Origin of the sequence: Micromonospora globispora (assembly GCF_003857015.1) — a bacterium.
In the GTDB taxonomy this organism is placed as follows: Bacteria; Actinomycetota; Actinomycetes; order Mycobacteriales; family Micromonosporaceae; genus Micromonospora; species Micromonospora globispora.
On sequence record NZ_QGGF01000616.1, the window covers coordinates 1 to 2576 of the forward strand.

Annotated in this window: 2 protein-coding genes; both read left to right on the plus strand. The window is 67.6% G+C overall.

Going from position 1 to position 2576, the window contains the following annotated elements:
- Nucleotides 1–330: 330 nt before the first annotated feature.
- A complete protein-coding gene (locus DKL51_RS30865; RefSeq protein ID WP_109947389.1) occupies nt 331–1578 on the plus strand; it encodes an MFS transporter in 1248 nt (415 codons plus the stop codon).
- 647 nt (nt 1579–2225) lie between these two features.
- On the plus strand, nt 2226–2459 hold the full coding sequence (locus DKL51_RS30870) for a hypothetical protein (RefSeq protein ID WP_109947390.1): 234 nt from the start codon (nt 2226–2228) through the stop codon (nt 2457–2459).
- Nucleotides 2460–2576 lie beyond the last annotated feature (117 nt).

The window sequence follows — 2576 nt, forward strand, 5'->3', positions numbered from 1 at the left end:
ACCGTCCGACGCCACTCCCGGCTCCGACAGCAATCCCCGATCACCTACGAGAGAAACGCCCGACCGGCACCGGCTACGCTGGCCCCCGCCGCATAAACCCCGTGTCCAGGATCAGGGGTCAAGCCCCGCGCACGTCCTCCAATGCATGCAGCCAACGCAGGTGTAGCGGAAATCGTCCTGGATCGCGCCAGGCACGCAAGGACAGAACCAGCTCGTTCAACGGGGATACTGCGAACCGGACATCAGCCAGGTCTAACCCGACCAACTCATACCTGACCATGAAGCAAACATCAATGGTGCGTGTCCTCACCCGCTGCGACAACTGTCGGCATGTACCTTGCCGCCAAACGCCCCGTTCCCAACGGGATCCGCCGCTACCTGGGTCCGGTCGACCCCGTCGCCCGCGCGCTGACCTGGGCGACCGTGGCCGCCTCCCTGTCCAAGGGGGTCTTCTTCAGCGTCAGCGTGTTGTTCTTCACCCGGGTCGTCGGCTTCACCGCGGCCACCGTCGGGTACGGCTTGACGATCGCCGGCGCTGCGGCCGTCGGCGCCGCGTTGGGCGCAGGTTACCTAGCCCGTATGTTCGGCGCACGCAGGCTGTTGATGGCCGTGACCGCTGGCCAGGGCTTGGCGCTGGCCTCATACCTGGTTGTGCGCACGCCATCCGCCTTCGTGATCGTCGCGTGCGCCGCAGTTGGCCAGCAGGCCATGCAGCGTACAGCGCTGGCGACGATGATCGCGGAGTCGTTCACCGGGCGAGACCGCGTTGAGGTACGCGCTCGGCTGCGCGTTGTCACCAACGTCTCCATCGCCGCGGGAACCGCGCTAGCGGCCGTCGCCCTCGCGATCGGCACGACACCGGCGTACGTGCTGGCGATGCTCACCACGTCCGCGCTGCTGCTCGTTTCCGCGCTCCCCTTGAGCCGAGTACGCGGCATAGCCGAGCCTGTCGACCGCCCCCAGAGGCGGGCTTGGGGCCGATCGCCGCTCTTCGACCGTACCTATCTGGCCGCGACCTGCCTCTATGCCGTCATGACCATGCAGTTCGGCATGCTGACGGTGGGGGTACCGCTCTGGGTCGCGGGTTGGACTAAGGCACCGACGGTGACCGTGCCAGCGCTCCTGGCGTTGAACACGGTCATCGTTTCTTTGCTGCAAGTCTGGGCGGCGCGCGGTGCGAACACCCTCTACTCGGCCGGACGGGCGGTCGCCCAAGCGGGCACGTTGCTCGCGGTGGCCTGCGGGCTGTACGCCACAGCCGCTCACGGCGCTGTCGCAGTCATGATTGTGGCGCTGACGCTCGCGACCATCGCGCACAGCTTCGCCGAGATCCTCTCCGAGGCCGGCGGTTGGACGCTCGCCTTCGAGCTCGCCGACCCGGCCAACGCCGGCGCCTATCAAGGTGTTAACCAGACCGGTATGGCCGTGGGCACCATGCTCGCACCACTAGTCGTAACCACGACCGCGATCGAGCACGGAACGGCCGGATGGGCTGCGCTAGCCGCGCTTTTTCTGATCACGGGACTGTCGACACTAAGGCTCGTCCGGTGGCATCGCGGACATGCCTCGAGTGCCTAGGTTCCGGCGATGCACCACAACCGGATCCCTGGCGCGACGCCCAGAGCATCCCGTTTTGCGGCAACCGGGGTCGGGGCCTCGCCGGCTCTTGCACAGGCAGGGGCAGTTCGATCTGCCATCTCCACCGGGCCCGCGCGGGAGCGAAGATCAGCAGCAACGTACATGCCCTCGCAATCGCCGACGGGACCGTGCTACACGGCCTCTGGCGATCCGACGACTCCTGGTCCGGCTGGGCCCAAACGAGCGGCCAGTCCGGAACCGCCACAGCCGTGTCCCGGGCCGTACGCGCGCCGTAGACACTGTCTGCGCGTCAAACCACCCGCCTGCGGACGCGCGCGACCGCCACGATCGGCCCCTGAGCTGCAGGAATGCGGTTCGGATTGTGCCACATTGGGTCCACCACAGCCCCCTTGGTTACTAGCTGCCCCGTTGCCACCAGCGACGTTTCGCGACCGGCGCCGGCGCCGGTTCCTCGTCCTCTTCGTCGTCCTGCGCGGCACGGGCCAACACGGCCGTCGCCAGCGCTAGCGTGGCCGCGGTGTCCGACGGAACCGAACACGAGCACACACTGACCGCATTCTCGAGTCGCCTGGTTGGCCCTCGGCCGGCCGCATGGGGCGTAACGAACAGGCAGGGAGGATGCCGACATGACTGAGGATGTGGATCCGGTTCACCGCCGGGTGATTGCGGTGGCGGCTCTGCTGGCGATGTGCTCGGTCGCGTGTCTGGTCGACGCGGCCGCTGCGCTCAGCCGGCTTGCCAGGATCGGCGCGGTGGCCCCCGCGTTGCGTGCCGCTGCCGACGACACACAAGATCCCGAGGCGATAATCACCACGGTTCGGTCCCACATGGTCTTCAATGCCGCCGTCGGGGGGGCTTGACCCCTGATCCTGGACACGGGGTTTATGCGGCGGGGGCCAGCGTAGCCGGTGCCGGTCGGGCGTTTCTCTCGTAGGTGATCGGGGATTGCTGTCGGAGCCGAGAGTGGCGTCGGACGG